This window comes from Tunturiibacter gelidiferens, from assembly GCF_014201335.1.
In the GTDB taxonomy this organism is placed as follows: domain Bacteria; phylum Acidobacteriota; class Terriglobia; order Terriglobales; family Acidobacteriaceae; genus Edaphobacter; species Edaphobacter lichenicola_E.
The window spans coordinates 93,089-110,636 of the sequence record NZ_JACHEB010000013.1 but is presented as its reverse complement, the minus strand read 5'-3'; the positions used below and the strand labels follow the sequence as shown (position 1 = coordinate 110,636).

Annotated in this window: 7 protein-coding genes; 2 read left to right on the top strand and 5 right to left on the bottom strand. The window is 53.3% G+C overall.

The genetic code is table 11. The features are described 5' to 3' along the window. Positions 1-873: 873 nt before the first annotated feature. The 4 genes from HDF14_RS22635 to HDF14_RS22620 form a co-directional block, all read right to left on the bottom strand. Positions 874-1,398 (bottom strand): hypothetical protein, encoded by a 525-nt coding sequence (locus HDF14_RS22635; protein ID WP_183981031.1) that lies wholly within the window; start codon positions 1,396-1,398, stop codon positions 874-876. 275 nt (positions 1,399-1,673) lie between these two features. Further along, positions 1,674-3,224: a TolB family protein gene (locus tag HDF14_RS22630; RefSeq protein ID WP_221304831.1), complete on the bottom strand. Its 1,551-nt coding sequence runs from the start codon at positions 3,222-3,224 to the stop codon at positions 1,674-1,676. A 137-nt stretch (positions 3,225-3,361) separates the two neighbouring features. Further along, positions 3,362-6,805, bottom strand: coding sequence for a glycosyl hydrolase 2 galactose-binding domain-containing protein (locus HDF14_RS22625; RefSeq protein WP_183981030.1), 3,444 nt, complete (start codon positions 6,803-6,805; stop codon positions 3,362-3,364). Positions 6,806-7,078: 273 nt separating this feature from the next. Beyond that, positions 7,079-8,155 (bottom strand): LacI family DNA-binding transcriptional regulator, encoded by a 1,077-nt coding sequence (locus HDF14_RS22620; protein WP_183981029.1) that lies wholly within the window; start codon positions 8,153-8,155, stop codon positions 7,079-7,081. Between the two features lie 619 nt (positions 8,156-8,774). Between HDF14_RS22620 and HDF14_RS22615 the strand changes: the two genes are divergently transcribed. Then, entirely contained in the window at positions 8,775-12,191 is a 3,417-nt protein-coding gene (locus tag HDF14_RS22615; protein ID WP_183981028.1) for a TonB-dependent receptor, read from the top strand. A gap of 364 nt (positions 12,192-12,555) precedes the next feature. Beyond that, complete coding sequence (locus HDF14_RS22610) at positions 12,556-15,615, top strand: beta-galactosidase (RefSeq protein ID WP_183981027.1); 3,060 nt, start codon at positions 12,556-12,558, stop codon at positions 15,613-15,615. 847 nt (positions 15,616-16,462) lie between these two features. Here HDF14_RS22610 and HDF14_RS22605 read toward each other — a convergent pair. Then, positions 16,463-17,503, bottom strand: a complete 1,041-nt coding sequence (locus tag HDF14_RS22605) for an SLAC1 anion channel family protein (RefSeq protein ID WP_183981026.1) — start codon at positions 17,501-17,503, stop codon at positions 16,463-16,465. Positions 17,504-17,548 lie beyond the last annotated feature (45 nt).

The following is a 17,548-nucleotide window of genomic DNA, read 5'->3' as shown; positions in this document are numbered from 1 at the left end:
GCTTGCCACGGGGCAAGCTATAGAGAAGCTGATCCGCCGACAACTTTGGACCGAGCGACCTTTGAACAGCATCGACAGCCTGTAGTGCCCACTGACGAGCGTTTCGGGTCAGGCTGAAGACTGTGAAGAAGTTTGGACGCTACTCCGCCGATCTTCGCGCGAAGACGACGAAATATCCTGGAGCTGATTGAACTTGGTTGCTCACCTTTTTCCTCCTTGAGGTGTGACCATTTCCATCCTTAGAGGTCTCCCCGTAAAGTGGGCAATAGGCTATTGCACACTTTGTGCGTTTTGAGCCGTTCCCTCCACGGGTTCGGCCAAAGTCCGCTCGGCAATAGACCCCAGATGCCCAAGCTGGTTTCTCGAACAGTCCACACTTGGCTTCCGATTCCGCTAAGCTCTAGAACAACAAACGTTGAGGCGGTAGAGCACGATCCCAACTCGTTGCTGAACTGGCATCGCTCACTCATCACCCTTCAGCGAAGCAATCCGAGCCTTTGCGACGGCCACATGGTTTTCTTGAACCCGGAAGGCCCGAATGTGTTGAGCTTTGTGAAATGCGCCTTCAGGAGGGAAACCGACACCGGTCGCAATGAAACTTGAGTCCAAATACAGCAATGCTTTCGCTCGATCTACATGGCACAGGCATTCGAGCGGCAAACCGAAGACGCTTCTCTCCAATTTGCCAACCCAGTTGGAGTCTACCTTTTGCGTCCGCTAATTTGGCTCCTTTCCAGGTCGATCGGAAGCGTGCAGTGAGGATAGTTTGTGTCTTTGGCTCAGGAGGAACACACACGAGCAGGTAACAGATCTGCCGCACCTAGAGTGTTTGATCGGCTGCCTTATCGAGAACCGCGTCCTTTGCGGCGCGGCTCAGACTGATGCGAAAATCTCCGGCATGACGTAACGCGAACGCAGGCGGTGAAGTTGGGGCGGTAATCGCGAAAAAGTCCGCACGCTCCACATCTCGAGAACGAATGCGGGCCGCCCATCCATTGCCATAGGAGCGATCTCAACATGGCTCATCTCAAGGTGGCGCAGATGTCGCAGGAAAAATCCATGCGCTGGCATGGGACCGAATACACCCGGATCCGGATACTTGTCCACCCCCTCAGGCGGCACGATCTTTCCCTGCTCCGGGCTAATCCCGCCCTTGTGCTGTATGTAGAAGTTTGCGATCTTGATGTCTTCGATCGGGTGGCCCGGAATCCCTGAGAGAATGTTGCCGATGCTCGCGTCTGAGTTATAGGACACGATGTTAGGGACGAGTATGCGACGCAGCGCGCCCACTCCCGTTGAATCTTTCGGTCCGCGAAGTCGCGCACCGAGGCGAAAGAGCAAAGGCCCATAGATCAGGTTGCGCATGCTGATGTTGGAGATGGTAATGTCTTCGCACACAGCTCCATCTTCACTTTCGAGCGAAAGGCTGTTGCAGCCCTCGAAGACGCAGTTTGTGATCGTGATGTTTCTGAATCCGCCATTCGACTCTGTCCCGCACTTGATGCGGCCGGTACGATAGATGTTCTCGCCCGACGGAAAAATTTTGTAGCTTCCGTCGAGTACACTGCCTAACTGGTAGGGGCCCGTGACCGTACACCCTGTGATGATGACGTTGGGCGAGAACGGCTTCTATTGCGTAATCCTTTTGACGCGTCTGAATATCTTTCCTCGGCCTAATGGGTTTTTGAGGTCTGAGATCGGCTCTCTATTCTGATGGATGCAGACCTTGGCAGAAGTTCATAGCTCACGAAGGCGAGCTTCGAGCTATCTGGAGACCAAGATGGCACGTTGATTGTGCCCTGACCACCGAACAGCTTCGCCAACAGATGAACCTTCTTGTCGGCGATCGACATAAGATAGAGCGCTACATCTTTGTTTGGCGGATGACCGTTGACAGTCTTCTCGTAGGCGAGAAAGACCATCCACTTTCCATCGGGTGAGATATGTGGAGACCAGTCATTGGTAGAATCCGAAATCACCTGTTCTTGATTGCTTCCATCTGCGCGCATGCGCCAGATTTGCATCGAACCGGTGCGCTCCGAATTGAAGTAAAGGTATGCCCCATCGGGAGAATATTCAGCCCCATCGTCAAGACCCGGTGCTGTCGTCAGACGAGTCTCAGCTCCACCTTCAACTGGAATTGAGTAAATATCGAATTCGCCGCCGCGCTGCGACGTGAAGGCAAGAGTCTTTCCGTCAGGAGACCATCCATGCCAGTAAGAAGGGCCATCCGAAGTAATTCGCCGAGGCGTGCCGCCATCTATTGGAACGATGTAGATATGAGATTGCTTCCCCTCGCTCTGATCGCTGATTGCGATTAACTTGCCATCAGGAGATAGGCCATGATCGTTATTGCAGCTGTTTTGCGGGGCGGTTGCAATGAGGATGGGTTCGCTCTCGTGAAGGTTCAGCCTGAAAATCTTGCCGTCACGATTGTAGAGAAAATAGCCATCCCTCGACCAGTTCGGCGCTTCAAGGTGCCCCGGAGTGACGTATTCAACATGACGATCGGTGGAGGCAATCGTTACGGTCTCGAGCGTACTAATGAGCGTCGGACTTTCAACTGTCTGCATAAGCTTGCTCAGCTTGACGTTTGAGAAAGTTGCGCGTTCCACGACATCCTTGTCGTGAGCGGAGACGCCGATGCCGATGTAGAACGGTCCGGTGAATCCTAGTTTTGTGGAGGCTCCCGCGGGTTGAAGTTTACCGTCTTTTCCAGAGATGAATGCGTAAAAGTAGTCGCCTCGCTTTTCGAGTCTCACGGTGTGGGGCGCCGACACATTCGATTCCACCTCGTGGGTGTTTCCGCCCGTCTCATCCCGATACTGAAAAGACGTAAGTCCGTCTCCATGTCTCGCAATGTCGACGGCCTTTGAGTTGCCATCGAGACTCTGTCGGATCATCAGAACAGCCTTCCGATGATTGTTACCGGCTGTGCCCAGGAAAGCGATATCCGCCGTGATGGAAATGTCGCCGGATATCTTGGTCCAAACGAAGTGAAAATCGTCTTCGCCGAACCACATGTTCTCTCCGCTTCCCGCAATCGTATAGCTATGGTTCGTGGGATAGTACTCTGCCGACCCAGCATGAAGCACGGTTCCGACATCCTGATGTCCTTCGAATATGCCGAGAGTTTGTGCTTTGGCGAAGACGCGGGAACCCGACAACGCAAGTGCTACAACGCAGCTCGGAAGCATGAACAATCGACGAAACGCTATCTTCATTTCTTCCATCCTATGTGCGGTATCTTCAGCACTGGCTTGTCTTTTGCAGATGAGATCTGGAGCTTAGCAATCTAGCGAGGTGCCAGTTTGTTACAGCGTTTTTCCTGATCCGTTCGCAAACGATGAAACGTCAGATGTTATCCTCTGGCTCTCGCGTGTCTGGCGGACCGATCTGTCTTGTCGTCCGTTACCTTCACCGTCTGTGTAGTGGCGTTCCAACCGCGAATTACAATCTCCGCTTTATCCTTCAAGGCTCCCGCTGGGCACTCGATCTCGACGAGTCTCGTCTCGCCAGGAAGGAGGGAGATATAGTTATCGGAGAAATACGCGGGCAGAATGCGTGTCTTATCTTTGACCGAGATGAGGGTGAGTTTGTTGGCGAGGCTGACGACACTACCTGGATTTGTCAGCTGTACCCTAAACTGTGCCATCTCATCTTTCGTAGCCGAAGTGGCACTCGCCTGCAAAGTAGATTTACTCAAGCGCGTCAACTCGCGATAAGAAGAAGCCTTTTCGCCAAGCCAATAGATATTCTGCGATACCACTTTGCCTGTGGAGTCAGACAACTCCAACTTAACTATCACCATTCCTCGACCGAGCAGAGGAGCGAGATCCAGCTTGAGGCTACCCGCAGATGCATCCACACTCACATCCTTCTTTTCCTTCGCTTGAACGAGAAGAGTGTTTGCCAGGGAATATACCTTTGCGCTAACAGTCATAGCTTTCTGCGAATCTCTGGTCGTGTTGATAACGTCAACCTGGTAGTTCAACAGATTGAGTTGAACGTGCAGCGGTTCGCAGGCTTTCATCGTTCCGTAGAAAGACGCTTGGGTGTCATAATCGGAGCTCAATATCTGCCACATGGTGCTTGGCCAGGCAGGCTGCGTCATCCACAAGAGCCGTCCGCTGTTTGGCGTCCATAGGTTCGCATTCATCCCTTCGAAGATGGCCCGGTGATTGACGTAGTTCAACATCTGCGCCTTACGCTCAAAGTCTTCAAGACTGACGGGAGCGCCGAATTCGGATTGAATCTCCGCCATGAACGATGCGACGTCGCCATTTCCGCTCTGATGCCAATCGTGATAAGCCCATGCATCACCGATGGGCCACTGATCCTCTTTCGCTGTCGTGCTTTCGAAAGATTCAAGGGTAGACATCGAAGGCGTGCCTGTCTCCACCGAAAAGCCGCGATTGAGTGAAGAGAAGTAGAGTGCGGGCGACTGGTAGCTATACGGCCCGCTTCCCTGCAGGTTGACCTGATTAGAGCTAGGCGAATAATACCGGGTTCCATCGAGCGTGCGAACCAACTCGTCAAGACCCATATTGATGATTGGCTGAGGCACTCCTTCATTTCGCCCGCACCACAAGACGATCGAAGGATGATTTCGGAAGCGCTTGATCGTGTCGCTTGCGTTTGCGAGAAAGAGCGCGGGGTCTTCGGCTTCGATGTTGTAGTTCTGAGTCGACTCCCAGAAGTCGTTCCAGACAAGCATGCCGTACTCGTCTGCCAAGTCATAGAATGTCTCTTCTGTACTTTGTCCAACCCAGTTACGAATGATGTTGAGATGAGCATCGCGGTTGAGTCGGAAGAATGGCTCCAGGTGTTCGCGTGAGACGCGCTTGCGCGAATCATCCATTCCCCAGTTTCCACCTCGAGCCGCAATGCGAACTCCGTTCACTTTGAGGACGAGATACGGGCCGGCACCGGTTTCGGCAATGGATTGGATGGAAGGCGAAAGCTCCGATCCCGTTGCAAGCGAAGCTACATGGGACTGATACCTACCAATGTTATCGTCCGGAATATGAAGCGCTGCAGCATCGGCGGAGGGAATCTCCCGCATTCCTTCATGGCTTACGTCGATCATCGGTTTCGCTATTCCGCGAGCAGCGGTCGGCGAAAACTCAACGCGACGAAGATGTCCAGCACTGTCAAGGAGACTAAGTTCGTAGCTTATCTCACGGACGCCAAAACGAACATCTTTGAAATCGGATATGCCGGTGTCTCCAGTATTGCGAAGTGAGAGATTCAAGTGATAGAGGTACGGCTCGCCGTAGCCGTTTGGCCACCACAGGTGAGGATGCTGCATGACAAGTTGAGGAAACTCTGCCGGTAGAAACCGAACTTCGTTTTCACCTGGGGCCAGCGTTACCGTCTTATGAAGATAGATATCTTTGATGGAAGCGTCCACTATCGCCTCTATCGGTTGGCTTAGGCGATTCGTGACGGGTACATCGATCTCGACTGCAGCGTGCGAAATATCGTGATTCTCGAAAGAGGTCACAACCTGAGCATCACCCAACTTCAGACTCCCGGTCACAGTGAGTGTCACAGGCTGCCATATGCCGCTGTTTCGATCCCTGATGGCTGGAATCCAATCCCAGCCTTCAGTCGCCAGAAAGGTTGGACCGTCTAGTTCCATCGTTCCACCGTTTTCGCCGGGGCCGCCCAAAACCGATTGCTCCTGGGGTATACCAGGATGTGGAGGGGGGGAGATCCGAATGACTAAAACATTTTTTGTGCCAGGCTTCAGCAAAGAGGTCACGTCAAATGTGCCGCGGCAAAAAGCTCCCTTCACAGAGCCGAGGAGGGTTCCGTTTAGCCACACCAAAGCTTTGTAGTTGATTCCCTGAAAGGTGAGTTCCACGTGATGGGCGCCGTGGTCTCTTAAGTCACTTAGGGAAGCCGGAAGAATAAATTCGTTGCGATACCAGTAGTCCTGCTTATTAAGTGACTCGGGAATAGCCAGGTTATTGAGGCCGAAGTCAGGGTCGGGATAGATCCCATCGTCGATCATCGTCGTGAGCACGGTGCCCGGCACAGTAGCCCGCATCCAATCGGCCCCATTGTAAGTGGCCTTAGCAAGGGTTGCACCATCGGCTTCAACCTTGGGAGCTTCGCGTAATGTCCACCCATCCGAGAAGGCCCACTGCTGCGAGGCCGTCTGGATGAGAGAGTCGCCTACGGGTGCTCTCAGCTTGACAGTAGGACGAGAAAAAGAAGCACGGCTTCTGGGCAAAGTAGAGGGGTCTTGGGGTGCGCGATATCCCGCCTGGGCGCGAGTCTGGAGCGGCCACGGCTTCGAACCTTCTTCGAAGTTGATCAACGAGAAGTCAGGTGGCATTTCATGAAATTGATGAATTTCGGCATCTAAGAGCGCACGTCGGGCGACGGTGAACGCAGCGATCTCTCCTCCGAAGTGTTTTCCCGAAGACTCTACGGCGAAGGACGGGGCCATCTGCAACAGAGGTTTTACGCTGCCGAGGACCAGATCACCGGTCGCAACCGATTGTCCATCGCTGTAGAGATGAAACTGATGGCCATCAAACGTTGCAGCAATCAGATGCCACTCGCCTACGGTTGCTTTCATCGCTCCCACGAGAAGACTGCCGCTGCCGACGCTTAATGTTACTTTGCCTGCATCTATGCCCAAGTAGCGATACGATTCATCCGTTGTTGCTCCAAGCCCGGCAACAAACTCAGGTCCCTCGACCGGTTCCGCTGTCTTGATCCAGCAGTATAGAGACCAAGGAGAATCCGCAAGCAGGATAGAGTCATGGGTGTTGCTGATTGGCTTTCTCAAGCCAACTCCGTCGGCAAGAAAGACTCCGCTATACGGTCCGTACTGTGGGGGATCGTTTGAGGTTACAGACTGCGCGAGAACATTTCCAGGGAGCACACAAAGAACAACCGCCAAAATGAGAAGCTGCGATCTTCTTCGCGCACAAGCAAGAGAGGAAGGCTTGGATCGAAAGGTTTTAGGAGTGGTACGCATCATTAAGGGTGAACTCCTTAGGCGCGATAACGATATCATAAGTTCTGAGCGCTTTGCTTGGGAACTCACGGCTAAGCTGCACTAAGAGAAAGACGCTGAATTTTTGTGGATCGCACGTGGTTTAGCAATGTCCCGACGGTTGCAGCCGCACGACTGCCGAATCACCAAATCTACCGGCATCACGATTTGTTGTCCGGAGAGAGACACTTCCTTATGTTCCAGTCTCGCAAACAGCAGCTCGGCTGCCACCCGGCCGAGCTCATGTGAGGGCTGGCGAACCACGGTAATAGCAGGCACGAAGATGTCAGCCATTTCCAGATCATCAAAGCCGATGAGAGCAACGTCATCCGGAATCCGGATGTTCAGTTTAGAAAACGCATGCAGTGCATGTCTCATGACAAAGTTATTGCTCACGAAGAACGCTGTAGGCTTTTTGCGTCCCGACATCGCTTTTTGGATGAGGATCCGGGTAGCCTCTTCGGTAACAGCCCCAAAGTACTGATCCGGGGTCAGGTTAAACTGCAACATCGCTTTTTTATAACCTTCGTGGCGTGCCCGGATGGTGTAGAGCTTGTCGGAGAGTCCAAGACAACAGATTCTTTTATGTCCATGATCGATCAGGTGTTTTACCGCCTCAATCGCACCTTGCTGATTTTCCACCAAAACACTATTGAAGCGATGGCCTCGAATTGGCCGATCAAGAGTGACGATATGAGTTGAGTGGAACTCCGGGCGATCAAAACAGGACTTTCCAATCGCTGCGGGGATGACGGCAAGTCCCTCCACATGGTTCAAAACCATCAAGTTGGCTTCTGTAAATTCGATATTAGCGTCCTCATCGGAGGTGCTTACGCTGACGGAGTATTGGTGTTGTTTAGCAACAAGACTGATCGCATGAGCGCACGTCGAGAAAAAGGGGTCGTAAAAGTTCGGAACAATGATGCCGATGGAGTTCGACTTGGCCTGGCGTAGCGAACGCGCAATCGGGTTCGGCTGATAATTAAGCTTTTTGATCGCCTGGTAGACGCGCGTCTTGGTTGCTTCATTGACAGGGGCACTCCCGTTAAGGACGCGAGACACAGTCATCGTGCCCACGCCTGCCAACTTTGCCACATCACTCATCTTTGCTTTTTTGGCGAGCAATCGAACCTCTTTCAAAGTGGCTCCAGACTAACGTGTGTCTGCGCTTCGCGTTAAGAAAAAAAGCTGGGACGCGCTAAAAATCGCAGGCGGCGGTCGACAAACAGCTTGCCGTCCCAGGAAAGCTGTCACGTTTTCTCTCCACCTCCCAATGCGAGTGACCGGTAAGGACCTTGATACAACTCGACTTTGTCAGACTATCGATATCGATATCACGGTCTGGGCTTCTGAGGAGATCTTTACCGACCGAGCCTTGAAATGGAATTCTGGTTATATATTTCGCCTGCGCTGAGGTCGGAAATTCCTCATGAGACAGCTAGTTCGTGTGAAATTCGTCGACTTTGACTTTTTAGGACCAAAGGTTTTCATTGTCCACTAAAAAATAATTAGACATTTTTATTGACAGAAATCTGCTTCAGGTTCTATCGTTCGTCGGTCTCCTGATATCGATATCATGAAAAGTCCTAATCGGATGACGAAGAAAGAACGACGGGACGACCGTTTACTTACTGGCTCCCGCAACAGATGCAACAGAAACTGTGAGGACAGAGATGACAATCAGAAAGCTAGTGCTGTTGAGCGCCTGCTGTGCGCACCGATGTTTGGCCAAAGCCCCACCGGGGCTCTTGAGGGTGTCGTGTCCGATAGCACGGGCGCTGTTATTCCCGACGCGAAAGTGACTGTAACTAATACGGCCACCAACTCTTCCAAAGTGCTCTCCACCGACAGGAGTGGGCGTTTCCAGGTGCCTCTTCTTCCTCCCGGGACATATAGCGTTCAAGTTTCCGCGCCCGGATTCAAACAAGGACGACAAGACAACATCAATGTTGAAGTGTCCGAAAATCATCCCGTTGACTTTGCATTGTCTCCGGGGGGAGCTAACCAGACGGTTGAGGTCAGCACCACTGCGAACCTTGAGATAGACACGTCCTCGACCGGAGCGGTCATCACCGAGAAGAGAATTGTCGATCTGCCCCTTAATGGTCGAAATCCTTTTGATTTTGCTGGACTCGCGCCTGGCGTGAATATCACAGGTAACTCGAATGGCGCTTCGACGCCCCACATCTCGGGTTCACGTAATGCAAACAATGAACAGCTTTTGGACGGACAAACGAATATTCTGCCCGAGAACAACGTCGGCAATAGTTCCAGCGCCTACACGCCTATCGTCGACTCCGTGCAGGAATTCAACGTGCAGACGAGCGTACTACCCGCCGAATATGGGAGATTTTCAGGAGGTGTCATCAGCCTCATCACGAAATCCGGCACCAACCAGCTTCACGGCACGGGCTTCATCTTTGCGAGAAATTCAGTGTTTGATGCCCGGAACTACTACAACAATGGCGACGTGCCGCCAGTAAGTCGCTACCAGGAGGGAGGAACTTTAGGCGGTCCATTGGTTATTCCTCACGTATACAACGGTCATAACCGTACCTTTTTCTTCGTTGCCTACGAAAAATCGAATCTCACTCATGGGGACACTGCGAACTTCCTGGTGCCGACGGAGGCAGAACGCGCTGGCGACTTCTCGGCCTCGGGCTCAACTATCTACGACCCGACCACAGTAACCTCCTCAATCGACCCAAAAACTGGAGCTACGGTCTTCAATCGCACCCCCTTCTCGTATCAAGGCAGGAAGAATGTGATCGATCCGGCTCGATTTAGCAAAGTCGCGATCAGCTCGCTCGCTTACTATCCAAAACCAAATGTGGCCGGGAACGGATACAACTTCACATCCACCGGAACCGACACTGACAGCTACTATCACTTCGACACGAAGATCGATCATAATTGGACGCCCAACTGGCACACCTTCGTTCGCTTTTCTCATTACGCGGACTTCAATGTACCGTTCAGCGACTTTAATAATGTTGCCTCTGAAGGATACGGAGGTCCGACGACTTCAGGCTCTTACAGTCTTTCTTACGACAACACCTTTACCTTCTCGCCCACACTTTTGGGAGAAATTCGCTATGGCTTGAGCCGTTCGTCTTCAGTGCGCTTACCCTTCGGAGGGTCGTTCCCGCTTACCAGCCTCGGTTTCCCGCAAAACCTTGCTGATGTCGCTAACGTTCAGGTCTTTCCTAACTACAACTTCGGCAATGGCTTCTCGAGTCTCGGTTCGAGTGGCTATGTTGCATTGCTCGAAAATCCGCTTGCGCACGATGTGAACGCTAGCATCATCAAGATCACCCATGGCAACTCACTCAAATTTGGCGGCGAGTTTCGCAAACTGTTTCTCAACTTCCACCAGTACGCTCAGCCTTCCGGCAGTTACACCTTTGGACAAAGCTGGACGCAGGCGCAACTCAATAACAATCAGGGCAGTTCCGACGGGAACAGTTTTGCAGACTTCCTGCTTGGGCTGCCGGAGAACGGATATATAACGCATGACATCACGACCGCACAGGCATCCTCGTACTTCGCTCTGTACGCACAAGACGACTATAAAGTGAACAGCCGACTTACGCTCAACGCTGGTCTGCGTTGGGATGTCGAACGTCCTCGAACCGAAAGGCATAATCAGTTCTCTTATTGGGACATCAATGCGCAGTCTCCTATTCAAGGAGCGGTCTCAGCAACCGGAGTGTCGGCTGCCCTTTGTCCGGCATGTTCTAATCTCCGCGGAGCGCTAAACTTCGTTGATCAGCCCGGTTCACCCTATGGACGCAGGCAAGCTCCCACGCAATGGAAGGGATTTGCTCCCCGAGTTGGGGCGTCGTTTTCTGCTAACGAAAAGACTGTCATCCGTGCTGGGTTTGGGATCGTCTATGCTCCTTCTTCTCTGCAGGCGGCAGGCACTACAGGAGATGCGGGCACACAGGGGTTTGCGGGTCAAACTAACTTCTCCTTCACCCACGATCAAGAACAGACCATCAACACGACCCTGGACAATCCAGCCAAAGATGGATTCAGCTTGCCGCAGGGTGTCGCCGGCGGCCCGGGCACTTACCTTGGAAATGCGATAGGGGATTCGTTCTTTAGTTCCGTGCGCAACCCATATTCGATCCAGACGAACTTCAACGTGCAAAGGTCGTTGCCGCTCAACACCGTTCTCGAGGTTGGCTACGTTGGTAATCGCGGCCTCTTCCTTCCCGACGGCGATCCCGGTACGCCCTACGATCAACTCACCACAAACTACCTTACGCTCGGCGATCATCTGTTCGATCAGGTCGCGAACCCCTTCTACGGAATCATCACAACCGCTGGCTCGAACCTTTCGAATCCCACTGTCTCCCGGAATCAATTGCTTCGCCCATTTCCGCAGTACTCCAATGTATCGTCGGTGCGCAAACCGGATAAGCAGTCGAACTATCAGGCTCTCACGGTGAAGGTCGACAAACGGTTCTCACAAGGTCTTACCGTCTTAATCGCATTTACGGGATCGAAGACCCTAGATACCGCTTCGGCAGCTGTAAATTATCTTGGGCCTCAAAGCGCCACCTTCGCAAATCAATACAATCCGAACGGAGAGTACGCGGTATCAGCCTATGATGTATCCCGGCAGCTGGTCTCGAGCTTCTCTTATGAGCTGCCGTTCGGGCGCGGGCGTCACTTCCTCTCAGGGTTGAACGGAATCGGCAACGTGTTGCTCAGCGGATTCCAGGTCGATGGAATTGTCAACTGGAACACTGGTACACCCGTGGTGCTTGGTGCGCTGTCGTCGGATAAGACTGGTCTCCTTGGGGGAGGTCAACGCCCAAATCAGGTGCTCCGGAGTGCTAAGCTCTCTCATCAAACAAATAGTGAGTGGTTCAACACGGCGGCATTTGCACTCCCAGACCAGTTTGTCATTGGCAACGCACCTCGCACGTTGCCGAATGTACGCAATCCGGGCTTTACCAATGCGGATCTCTCGATCTTCAAAAACACTTACATTGGCGGGAAAGAGCATTACAACCTGCAGCTTAGGCTTGAAGCGTTCAACGCGCTCAACCATCCCTACTTCGCAGCTCCGGATGCAACCTTTACAGACGGTTCGAACTTCGGCAAGGTTACAGGCACCAACGGCGATCCACGCGATGTTCAACTTGCAGCGAAATTCATCTTCTGAAACTAGGCAGCAGGCTGGCCCCGATAAAATTTCCCTTGGGGCCAGCCTAATCGCTACTTATCCCAAAGCCACACTCCATACTCGATTCGAGAAACAAAATTCAATCTATGGTCTCAGAAGCATTTCAGTCGCGTTTAGTCAATCATTGCGAGTTTGCTGGTCAGCGATGCAATCTCGATCGCCGTCAAGTCATCTCTTCAGGGCAGCCTTCCGGTCTGCCCTCCTTTTGATAGCCATTACATTTCGCTGCAAGCGGCTATGGTCGCATAAACGACACGCATGCTTCACATGCGCATGTGCGCTGCCATCTCAACTGGCTCGTGAAAGACAGCATCATCGCAGAGCGGTATTCAGGAGGCTGGTGTTGAAGAGCATCTTTCGAGTTTGTGTTCTTGCGTTGTTTTCCAGTGTTCTTCATGCGAAGACCGTTGTATTTTGGCAACCGGGCTTTCCTACTGTGGCCAGCGAACCAGTGGACCAGGCTTCTCTGCGCACGACCCTCAGCGAGATGAGTCCAGTGTTCGCAGACATCTCTGTCCTGAAGGAACCAAGCACTCTATTAAACGCGGACCTGCTCGTTCTACCGTACGGCTCTGCGGTACCGGCAGATGCCTGGAAGACTATTCAGAAGTATCTCGAAACTGGAGGCAACTTGCTGCTTCTGGGGGGAGAACCGCTTCATGTACCGGTGAGCATGACCGCTCAGGGCTATGAGGCATCAAGACCGCAGGATAGCTATGCGCGCGTGCTCGGACTGCGCCATGTCTACGAAGTTCCGATGCCAGTGGAAGCCTTCTTTACCTGGAGATCGGGCTATAATTTTGGATCTCCGCCCCAGGTAAAAGCGAAGCGTTTCTTCGCCGTTGAAGGTCGCCTGAACGGTCTTGGTTACATGAAAGATTCTGCCGGCCAGCTTGTCGCCGCTCCAGTGATCGTGATCGATCATACGAACGGCCCAATGCGCGGAAGCCGAAGTGTTGCATTGGACTTCACTCCGGAGCCCGGCTACTGGTCTAGTACTGACGGGATGGCACTCATTCGACAGTCTGCCGACTACGCGCGTCACGGAGCAACTGATTTCTCCGTGGAATCTCTCTTCTCTCTGCTACGTCCTGGAGAGTCGCCGCAGCTGAGCTTGCATCTTCATCGCCACGCCGCGAACCTAGAAGATGGTGAGGCAAAAGTGGAACTCCTATCGAACGGCAAGGCTATCGAATCTGCTACGCTTCATCTTTCCGAAGCGGACATCATCGAGATGCCCGTCTCCTTTCATACGCCGCTTGCTCCCGGCTTCTATCAAATCTCGGCTACTTACACTCAGCATCAGCAGCTTCGCGAGTTCTACCAGAACGGCGTATGGGTGTCGCCTCCAGATGCGTTGCAAGGCGGTCCCTCCTTGGGAGTGCACGGCGACTTTTTGACAAAAGATGGAGTGCCTTTCTTTCCGGTCGGGACGAACTACTTCACTACAGAAGAGAATGGCTGGGACTTCTCGGGCCCACGAAATGCCGCGGTATGGGAGCGCGACTTCGCAGAGATGGAGGCACACGGTGTTAGTTTCGTAAGAACTGGTGTGTGGATGCCTAATGCCAGGTTTATCGATGGCGATCTCGGAGGCGCAAATGAGCGCTTTCTACGCAATCTTGAAGCGTATCTGCTCTCCGCGCAGCGACACAAGATCGCAGTCAATTTCACATTCTTCGCATTCTCGCCAAAGTCGGGGAACCAGAGGCAGGACAACAGTACCGCTACGGCTCCCAATCCATTCCTCAACACAGATTCCGTGCGCGCTCAGCAAGCGTATGTCCGCTCGGTCGTGGAGCGTTTTCGCGATGTTCCCTGGCTCTCCTGGGATCTGATCAACGAGCCTAGCTTCTCCAATCCAAGCCATATCTTCAAGGGAAACTATCCGAACAACGATCCCGATGAGATCGCCGCATGGCACAGTTGGCTTCGACAACACTATGCAACTCTCTCAGCGCTGGCAGACGCCTGGTCGGTCACACCAGAGCAGCTTGGAGCGTTCGACAATATCCCGCTTCCATCGATAGCAGACACGACCTATGAGAGATACGGAAATCAAGCGCAGGTCCGAGCGCTCGACTACAACCTCTTCGCACAGGACTCCTTCAGCAGTTGGGTAAGATCGCTTGTCTCTACCATTCGAAAAACAGGAAGCACCCAACTGATTGATGTTGGGCAGGACGAAGGTGGCGTCACTGATCGCGTCCTCAATCAGTTCTATGCCGACGCCGGAGTTTCGTTTACGACAAACCATACTTACTGGCGCGATGATGCGTTGCTTTGGGACTCCGTCGTCGCAAAACTTCCCGGCATGCCGAATATCACCGGAGAGACGGGCTATCAGCCGGCGTGGACACCAGATGGAACATGGCGCTACGACGAGCTCACAGGAGTTGGCTTGACGGAGCGCAAGTGGGCACTTGGATTTGCCGACGGTAGCAGCGGAGCCATGCAGTGGGATTGGGCGAGAGAGGTGGACTTTGGCATGCACCGCAGCGACGGATCGGCCAAGATCTGGGAAAACATGATGCGCGATCTGGGACGGTTTAGCGAGGCGGCGTCCCCCCATGCAACCGCCCTAATTCCACCGCAAATCGCGCTCGTCCTTCCCCAATCCATGCAGATGTCCGTTCTGAACTCGTATGCGCTCGAGGCTCAACAAACCGCTGTTCGTGCCCTTTATCAACAGGCTCACGGGCAAGCGTATGCCGTCGGTGAGTATCAGATCGACAAGCTGGGAGATCCAAAACTCATCTTGCTTCCCTCGCCGATGGGTCTCACGGAACAGGCATGGAGCGTCATAGAACAAAAAGTACGGGAAGGGGCAACGTTGCTGGTCACGGGACCGTTTGATGGCGATGCTCATCTTCATCCCACCCATCGTCAAGACGAAGTTGGCTTGCACTACACCACGGAGCCGCTGGGTCTGAGGGAGCAGAGAGTGCGTTGGCCGGGCGGCGACGATCTCTACAGCTTCGGCGGTCAACTAACGACCGTGCTGATGAATGCGAGGCTCGACGATGGACAAGATTGGGACGAGGTGCCGCTCGGAAAGGGGACCATACTCTTCTCTTCCCTTCCGTTGGAGCTTGGCGGAAATCTACAAGCGCTCGGTCGCGTATACTCTTATGCGATGCAGAAGGCGAAGGTTTCGCCGTCCTACACAATTGCTCAGAACGATCCAGGGATTTTGATCTGTCCGACGTCTTATCTGGACGCCACCCTTTATGTTCTTACATCCGAAACACGAGAGCGCGTTGTTGTGTTTCGAGATGTCCGGAGCGGGAAAGAGTTTTCGGGTCAGTTGGCCGCTGGACGGGCGGCTCTCTTTTTGGTGGGAACTGACGGAAAATTGATCGCAAGCTATCACTGGTCACCCGTACCTCCAAACGGGAAATGAGCTACCTAAGATACACCGGCCTGCTTGTTTAACTAGAACCCTCGTTTTAAGCGCAACATATTTTTCGTGAAGCCGATAGTCCGTTGCGCACCCCTTATATTAGCGAGTGGGCGGAAACGCACCAAATTACGCAAGTTATTCAAATAAAAATAAATAAGATGCTGACTGCACCGTATTTGCATCGCGACGAACTCAGTTCGGGTCGCTTCCCTGATCTCAAATCATTGAAAACAAATCGGATACTTGGTGCCGGGATGGGAATCGAACCCCCATGGAATTGCTTTTGACGGATTTTGAGTTCCGGAGATACCGTATGTCTATGATAATAAGCGTAATCGAGCGTAATTAGCGAACCAGCTAAACCCATTCCTACCTGTAATTTAGCGTAGCTTGCCGAAATTAGTGCGAACTGACGTCTGTACCCGAGATATTGGCTACGACGACGAAGCTTCTTCAGAGAAAAGTTCTCCTCGTCATCTTAGCGAGCGAGAAGCTTCCTGCTTGTCGGAGATTTGCCCGCGAGGACGTGTTCCGCGAACCCTGTCACAGCCATACGAGCCATCTCGCGTTCTCCGGCACTCGGGTTGACACTTGCTTGCGCCCCGTATCGCGATTCCAGCTGCTTCGCGACCTCCGATCCCCCAGCCCGATCGTCGCCAGCGCCCCTGCACTTCGCACGATAAATCTTCGTCTGTCCATGCTCTCCTATCCACTGCCATGGGACCAACTCCGCAGCTAAGCTAAATCCCTCAGATCCAAGCACGAACGATCAGCCACAGATTCAAAGACAAGCGTACGGAACCTTACCTTTCTTGAGCTGCCCCCATGCCGGTTGAGCACGGTTTCCTCACTTGCTCGATACAGCGTTAGATGTTCGAGCAGAACCCGGTGGATCTGCTGAATGATCAGGCCGGCCCCGGACCGAAAGCCACAATCTCAGTGAGCAGCTTCTCAATGAAATAAGTCCCACGCCGGCTACAGCGATCGTGGTCAATGCGAGACCGGCCCACGCTAGAAGTCTCTCGCCAACCCCTGGAACATGCTGGCAATAACGAATCAGAGCAGAAGCGAGCGCCGCACTGGGAAAGGTGTAAGCCCACCAGGCGACCGATACAGGAAGTGCTCGCACCGCAAGCTGCCATAAGCGCAACACAAGCAGGGCGAAAAACAGGGCCGTGAACAAGATGAACCGATAGACCGCGTCCACGCGGCCCGTAAGTTGCAGCCAGGACAGACACCCGACCGCGGGCGAGGCGACAAAGATCGCTAAGCTCGGGGAGAGACGCTGCGGCAACTTGTCCTCACAGAAGATAAGCCGGTGAAGCAACAGGGGCAGGAAGGCGATCCAGGAGACAAGTCCAACGGTTAGCAAAAACCAGGACGTCTCGTGAAACCCAAGTGGCACACCCGGCAAAGTAGCAGTCACATTGCCGACGATTGGAACCAGCCAAGCCGGCGTGGCGTGCAGAATTTCAGTAGGCTCAGCAATCCATCGCCCCACGAGGGTCAGGAAGAGCACAAGCTGACCGCCTGTGCCTAATGCCCAAAGGAACAGTGCCGCAGATGGCGCTTGGGGAAGGATGGCAGCAGCAACAATCACGACCGCGACCGTGATACAGGCGAAGTTGCTGGCCGACCTGGGATCCCGAAATTCCGCGACTACAATGCTTGGATCGCGTACTGTCTTGATGCCGTACAAGGCGGAGAGGGCGATGAAGAGCATTACGCCGACCGCGATCAACCACTCGCCAATCGCGCGTGGAGCGCCGAGCACGTGACCTGCCGCGCGCCAGGACAGCCCGAGACCGCAGATACCCATAACTGAGCTAAAAGCGATCGCTGGCGGATTGGTGGGGGCGTGCTCGTCCGGTCTTGTTAATGTTTCCATAAGACTCCTAATTCCACCTGGGTTGGATACGAGTCACGCCGCTCA

Excerpts from the sequence above, each read along its gene's own strand:
- HDF14_RS22630 (WP_221304831.1), bottom strand. The coding sequence starts at position 3,224 with ATGAAGATAGCGTTTCGTCGATTGTTCATGCTTCCGAGCTGCGTTGTA.
- HDF14_RS22605 (WP_183981026.1), bottom strand. The coding sequence starts at position 17,503 with ATGGAAACATTAACAAGACCGGACGAGCACGCCCCCACCAATCCGCCA.